This window comes from Pirellulales bacterium (assembly GCA_036490175.1).
GTDB lineage: Bacteria > Planctomycetota > Planctomycetia > Pirellulales > JACPPG01 > JACPPG01.
Genome location: DASXEJ010000149.1, coordinates 24,264 through 30,408 on the forward strand (window position 1 = coordinate 24,264; position 6,145 = coordinate 30,408).

Genomic DNA, 6,145 nt, shown 5'->3' on the forward strand with positions numbered 1-6,145 from the left:
TCAGAGAGGGTCGGCCGGCAGGGCAAAGGCGGGCATGCCAAGCCCCTTTTCTTGCCATGTTTTCAGCGGTTATCGCCGTCTAGCAGACGACCCAGTCCCCCCAATACAGAACCTTCGTCGCGGCCTCCGCCGCGCTCAGGTGCGGCTGCCAGAACCCGGCCGGCCAGGCGTGAGAACGGCAACGATTGCAGCCAGATGTCGCCGGGACCGGTCAGGGTCGCCAGGAACAGTCCCTCGCCCCCGAAGAGAGTGTTCTTAACGCCGCCGACCAATTGAATGTCGTAGTCCACCGAGGGTGCCAGCGCCACGAGGCAACCGGTGTCGACTTTCAGCATTTCGCCTGCCGCCAGCGTGCGCTGCATCAACGTTCCGCCGGCGTGAACCATGGCAATGCCGTCCCCCTGCAATCGCTGCATGATGAATCCTTCGCCGCCAAACAGGCCGACGCCGAATCGCTTTTGAAAGGCGATATTGATTTGAATGCCGCGGGCCGCGCAGATGAACGATTCCTTCTGGCAGATCAGCTCGCCCCCTAGCTGATCGAGGTGCAGCGGCAGAATCTTGCCCGGATAGGGCGCCGCAAAGGCCACATGCTCGCGCTCATGAGATCCGTTCGAGAACGAGGTGATGAAGAGCGATTCGCCCGTTAGCGCGCGCTTGCCGGCGGTCATCATTTTCGACCAGAAACCCCCTTTGTTGCCAGGGTCGCCAAACAAAGTCTCCATCTGAATCCCAGACGACATGTACATCATCGCGCCCGGCTCGGCGATCACCATTTCGCCTGGATCGAGCGTGACTTCGACGTACTGCATTTCCTGGCCGTAGATCTCGTAGTCGATCTCGTCGGCACTACGCGAACGGGGAGGCTCGGGCGGGCGGGCAGGCCCGCGCAGGGCGTCGACAATCGTGGGAACGTGTCGCGCTTCGATCCAGTTGGCCGTGGTCGGGCCATAGACCATCGCTTCCTGCCCGCCGACTTCGGGCAGCTTGCGCAGCAACTCTTCCAGAGTCATCGGTCCGACCGACTTACCTTCTTGGGCGTAATACCAAACCGCGTTAGCGGGCATGTTTGATCACTCCGTGATTCAGTGGCATGACGGGACAAGTGCCACGACGGCAGACTGTGTCGTTGCCTGGCCGGCAATTCTTAGTACAACGCCGCAGAGAGCTTCCGCCGGAACTCTCCAGCCAGCTCATCGTCCGATCCCAGCACATGAAAAACGTCCACCATCAGTTGCCGCGCTGCCTCACCTTGCCCCTTGCGATCGGTTTGCAACACCGCCAAGGCACGCTCGAGCGCCTCGCGGTACTGGCCGCTGCCGGCCAGAGCGAATGCGAGCTTCATTTGCACTGCCATGTCGAGCGGATTGGCATCGGCCGCTGCCCGTACCGTTTCCAGGTCGCCCGCCCCCCGCGCGGCGCGCCGCAGAACAGACTGCGCCTTCAGCCCCTCGGCTTCTGGCTCTAAAAAGCCTTCCCCCTCCAGGTGCTCGATCTGTTCTTCGGCGTCGTCTAATAAATCTTGTGCCAGCAGGACACGGGTGAGGGCCAGCCGCAGAGGTCGATCCTGCGGCGCCAATAGGATTGCTGCGCGCAGCTTCTCGGCCGCCGCCGCCGGGTCGGCCTGTTCCAAACGCATGGCCTCACCCAGCAACTTTTCGGCTTCGCTAGGCTCCAAGGATTGCAGCCACGCGCGCAATTGCTCCTCGGGCATGACCCCGACGAACTGATTGACGAGTCGCCCGTTGCGGACCGCGAACACGGCCGGGATCGACGAAACGCGTAGCTCGCCAGCAATGGTCGGCGAAGAATCGACGTTGATCTTGGCCAGCAGGAATTTACCGGCCGACTCGTCGGCCAGCTTCTCCAGCATCGGTCCCAACTGTCGGCAAGGGCCACACCAAGGAGCCCAAAAATCAATGACAACCGGCAACTCGGCCGAGCGTTCCAAGACTTCCTTATCGAACGTGGCATCCGTGACTTCGATTGTCCACTGTGAGGACGGCACCATGACGAACTCCTAAAGGCTTGCGGCCAATCCTCGGACGCCTGCTAGTTCTTCTTTTTCAACACGCCACGCTCTTCGAGCCAGGTGGCGAGACACTCAGGCCAGGTCGACAGTACAGGATTGTTGCGGGCCAATCCCACACCGTGCGGGCCAGTTTGATAAACGTGCAACTCGCCCGGCACCTTCGCGCGGCGCATCGCCTCGTAGAACATGATGCTGTTTTCCGGTGGCACGGCCGTGTCCGCGGCCGTATGGAACAAAAACGTCGGCGGGGTGCGGGCTGTTACTTGCGTCTGGTTGGAAAGGCTGGCCACCAGGGCGGCCGGTGGATTCTTGCCCAGCAGGTTCTCGCGCGAACCGCCGTGGGCAAACTCCCCTTCCAGCGTGATCACAGGATATGCCAGGACCGCGAAATTCGGCCGGCAGCCGACGCGATCGGTCGGGTCCTTGGCGTCCGCCTGACCATCGTCGAAATGCGTGGCGGCAGTCGAGGCCAGGTGGCCGCCGGCCGAAAAGCCCATAATGCCAACTCGTTCGGGATCGATGCCCCATTCCTTGGCATTGGTACGCACCACACGAATGGCTCGCTGCGCATCCGAAATTGGCATCGGATGATGATAGCGCGGCGCGAGTCGATACCGCAGCACGAATGCGGTGACGCCGTATTCGTTAAACCACTGGGCCACTTCGTGCCCTTCGTACGTCATAGCCAGATGACCGTAGCCTCCGCCGGGACAAACGATGACGGCTGCTCCGCCCGCCTTATCGGCCGGCGCCTTGTGCAGCCAAATGCACGGCTTATCGACGTCTTCGTTCCCGACCGCGCCGGGTGCGCCGGACGGCCAAAGCAAAATCTGCGGCGGTTCGTCGGCGTTACATCGTGCCACCACGCCCCAGGCGACGGCCAGCGAAAACATTGCTTGCAAAAGGAAACTACTTGTCGAGTTCATGGTGTGATCCCAGGCTGATGGAAAATTCGGATGGGGCGTCGCATGTTACGGCTTCTCGGCATCTCGCGCTGCCGCCCCGTCAAAGCCGATCAGCCAACGGGCCGAGGGATCGTCGGGCGAATGGTCAAGCGCGAGGAACGTCAATAGATCGATTAGCTCCTGCGGCTTCAACTGTTTGTCGATATCTTCCGGCATCAAGGACAGCTTACTCGTTTCCATCTGCGCAACCTGCGCGCGGGGAATTGTTTCGGTTTTACCCCCTTGTTGCCTGAGAACGATGCGCTCGGGGCTATCTTCGTCGAGTAGCCCGGTGAGGATGCGACCATCTTCGGTAACTACCGTGCGGGCCTGATAAGCGGCCCCGATGACCAGACTCGGATCCAGCACGTTCGATAGCAGCTGCTCATAGGAGCCACGACCGTTGACCGTTATGTCCGGGCCGATGGTCTGCCCCTCGCCGTAGATCTTATGGCAGTTGCCGCATGTCTTTTGAAAGATGACGCGGCCGGCCACGGGATCCCCCACGGTCGCACGGACCAACTGGCGGGCACGTTTGATCGTTTGTTCGCGGTCGGGGCTTCGTTCGGTGCGAACCGTTCCCCACAATCGCGTTACCTCGGCCTGCAGCGACTCGTCACCGGTGGCCAGCAGTCGACGGATTTGATTGGCATCGATGGCGCTTGCGGGCAACTGTTCTGCCGCGATGCTGGCCATCAGTTTGCGTCCCCAAGCGGGGCGACCGGCCAAGAGCACAATCACTTGCGGTTTCAATTCGGGTTCGAGACTCGGATAGGCCCGCAGTGCCAGATCGGCCACGGCGTCGTCGTCCAACCTGCCCAGCAAGGCGAGCACGCGCCGCCGCAACTCGGCCGATGCGCCATCGCGATCGACCAACAAAGGCTCGGCTAGCGTCAGCAGCTCGTGATCCTTGGCAGCCACGAGCGCCGCGAAAGCTTCGCCACGCACCGTGTCGGAATGGTCCGTAGCGACAAGCGCTCGGCGGACCGTCGGCAAAGGCGATGGATCATGCCAGCTCACCGCCACTAGCGCCACGTCAAGATAGAGCGGATGATCGACCCCACGGTCCAAGACCCGCTTCATGAACGCCTGACACTCCGCGCGTAAGAGTTCCAGCGGCTTGCCGGCAATTTCGCCGTCCTGGATTTTGTCGGTCAGCGCCGCCAGGCATTGTCGGGCAACCTGGACTTCGACGTCGGTCGGACGTTCGTGCAAATACGTACTGAGTAAATGTGCCGCCGGTGCCGCATCGCGCGCGGCAAAGTCCAACTGTCGGTCGAATGCCCTGGGCACGATCAGCGCCACGCCAGGCGATGTGCGCAGCTCGGGTACCTCGATCGCCGTCAGGAACGACGCGTGCTGGGCCTCTAGCAGCGGGTGCAGATTCTGCCACACAATGCGCGGGATAAGCCTGTCATTCGACGATTGCGCGGCCACGCGCACCAGAACATGAATAGCATCGAGCCCCTGAATCCTCGTCGCCGCGATCGCCACCTGCAGCCGTACATCGGGCGAAGAATCGTTGGCCAATGCCTCGATTTGCGGGACGAGTCCGGCTGATAATTGTGTGGCGTTGCCTGCCGCGCGAACACCCCAAGCACGCAGTCCCGCGTCCGAACAGGCCAGCAGCCCGGAGTGGAAGTCCGACGGCAAATCTCCCATTCCCAGTAGCGCCCACAATCCGTGCATGCGTGCGACGCGCGGAGCGGCTTCGTCCAAGACAAGCCGTTCGAGCTTGGGACGAGAATCTGCGTCCGCGCGCTCGCCGAGTAGCCGCTGGGCGAGGTCGCGGAAGTAAATGTTGGGGCTTCGCAGCCGCGCAATCAGTTGATCGTCCTTTTCCTTGGCCAAGTCGAACGAGCTGGCCCGCGGCGTGTTCTGGTAGCGAACGCGATATAGCCGTCCCTTCGCGCGATCGATGCCCTCGGGATCGCGCCCCGCGTCCTGATAACAGTGATACCGGTCGTACCAATCGAGAATGTACAAGCAACCATCAGGCCCCGTTTTCTGCACCACGGGCATGAACCAGGCATCATTAGCGCTGAGAAAATCGGGTTCGCCGTGACCCGTGTATGTCGACCCGTTGCGGTCGAGGGAATCGCAATTGATGCAATTGCCGTGGATGTTTCCCATGTACAGTTTGCGGCGATACTGCTCGGGATAGGCGTCGCTATCGAAATAGTGAATGCCGCAATACGCGGCTTGTTGATGCCGGTGCTGGACGATCGATTCGATCTTCCACGCGAAGGGGGGGTACGCGCCGGCCTGGCGATGGTAATAACCTGATTGCACCAGGTGCCAAAGATGGTCGATCACGCAGGCACTGGCGAAGGCGCTTCCTTCGCCATCCCAAGCGATCCCCCACGGGTTGCTCGTCCCTTCGGCAAACAGCTCGAAGCGCCGCGTGCGCGGATGAATGCGAAACATGGCCGCGGTGAAGCGGTATTCGCGATCATCCTGCCGCACCAAGCCGCGATTAAATACTCCGTTGAGACCGTACAACCATCCGTCTGGGCCCCACGTGAGCGAATTGGGCAATTCGTGCGTGTCGTCTCGGCCAAAGCCGGTCACCACGACCTCACGGCGATCCGCACGTCCATCTCCGTCGGTGTCTTGCAGAAAGAGAATATCCGGTGCGTTGGCTACCCACACTCCCCCGGCACCCACGGCAATTCCAGAGGGGATGTTAAGCCCGTCGGCGAAAATGGTGAAGCGATCGGCGCGTCCGTCGCCATCGGTGTCTTCCAGAACCTTGATCCTGTCGCGCCCCGGTCCCGCGTCATGGCGCGGATACTCGACACTCTCAGTGATCCAGATGCGTCCCCGCTCGTCAAAAGTCATGGCCACGGGATTGACGATGTCCGGCTCGGCGGCCACGAGCTCAACTTGAAAACCCTCGGGCACGGTCATTTTCGCGACCGCGTCGGCAGGCGCAAGGGGCTCGCCGGGGGCTTTGTTCTGACCGTGTGGTATCGGCGCGGGAGACGCGGCCACGGCGACCGTGGTCTGCACGAGCGCGAGCAGCAGGACGTTGGCCCTCGACCACAGCAGCAGGCGCGACGTCCCTAGCACAATCAATCCTCTCCCAACGGCGCGGGTGTTGTGTTGGTGAGCGACGAGAGATATGCCAAAAGGTCGGCTGCATCTTGAGCCGTGATGTCCTGCAGGA

4 protein-coding genes and 1 pseudogene are annotated in these 6,145 nt (G+C 61.7%); all 5 read right to left on the reverse strand.

The annotated features are described in order from the left end of the window. Positions 1-62: 62 nt before the first annotated feature. The 5 genes and pseudogenes from VGG64_11700 to VGG64_11720 all read right to left on the reverse strand — a co-directional run bounded on the left by VGG64_11700 (position 63) and on the right by VGG64_11720 (position 6,048). Positions 63-893 carry a TIGR00266 family protein gene (locus VGG64_11700; protein ID HEY1600262.1) on the reverse strand — a complete coding sequence of 277 codons (831 nt, stop codon included), beginning with the start codon at positions 891-893 and terminating at the stop codon, positions 63-65. 27 nt (positions 894-920) lie between these two features. Then, positions 921-1,067: pseudogene (locus VGG64_11705) on the reverse strand (GYF domain-containing protein). A gap of 80 nt (positions 1,068-1,147) precedes the next feature. After that, positions 1,148-2,011 (reverse strand): thioredoxin, encoded by an 864-nt coding sequence (trxA, locus tag VGG64_11710; protein HEY1600263.1) that lies wholly within the window; start codon positions 2,009-2,011, stop codon positions 1,148-1,150. A 41-nt stretch (positions 2,012-2,052) separates the two neighbouring features. Next, positions 2,053-2,958: an alpha/beta hydrolase gene (locus VGG64_11715; GenBank protein HEY1600264.1), complete on the reverse strand. Its 906-nt coding sequence runs from the start codon at positions 2,956-2,958 to the stop codon at positions 2,053-2,055. 45 nt (positions 2,959-3,003) lie between these two features. Next, on the reverse strand, positions 3,004-6,048 hold the full coding sequence (locus VGG64_11720) for a PVC-type heme-binding CxxCH protein (GenBank protein ID HEY1600265.1): 3,045 nt from the start codon (positions 6,046-6,048) through the stop codon (positions 3,004-3,006). Positions 6,049-6,145 lie beyond the last annotated feature (97 nt).

Bases quoted from the DNA above. Each gene is read 5' to 3' on its own strand.
- trxA (HEY1600263.1), bottom strand. From the start codon at position 2,011: ATGGTGCCGTCCTCACAGTGGACAATCGAAGTCACGGATGCCACGTTC.
- VGG64_11715 (HEY1600264.1), bottom strand. From the start codon at position 2,958: ATGAACTCGACAAGTAGTTTCCTTTTGCAAGCAATGTTTTCGCTGGCC.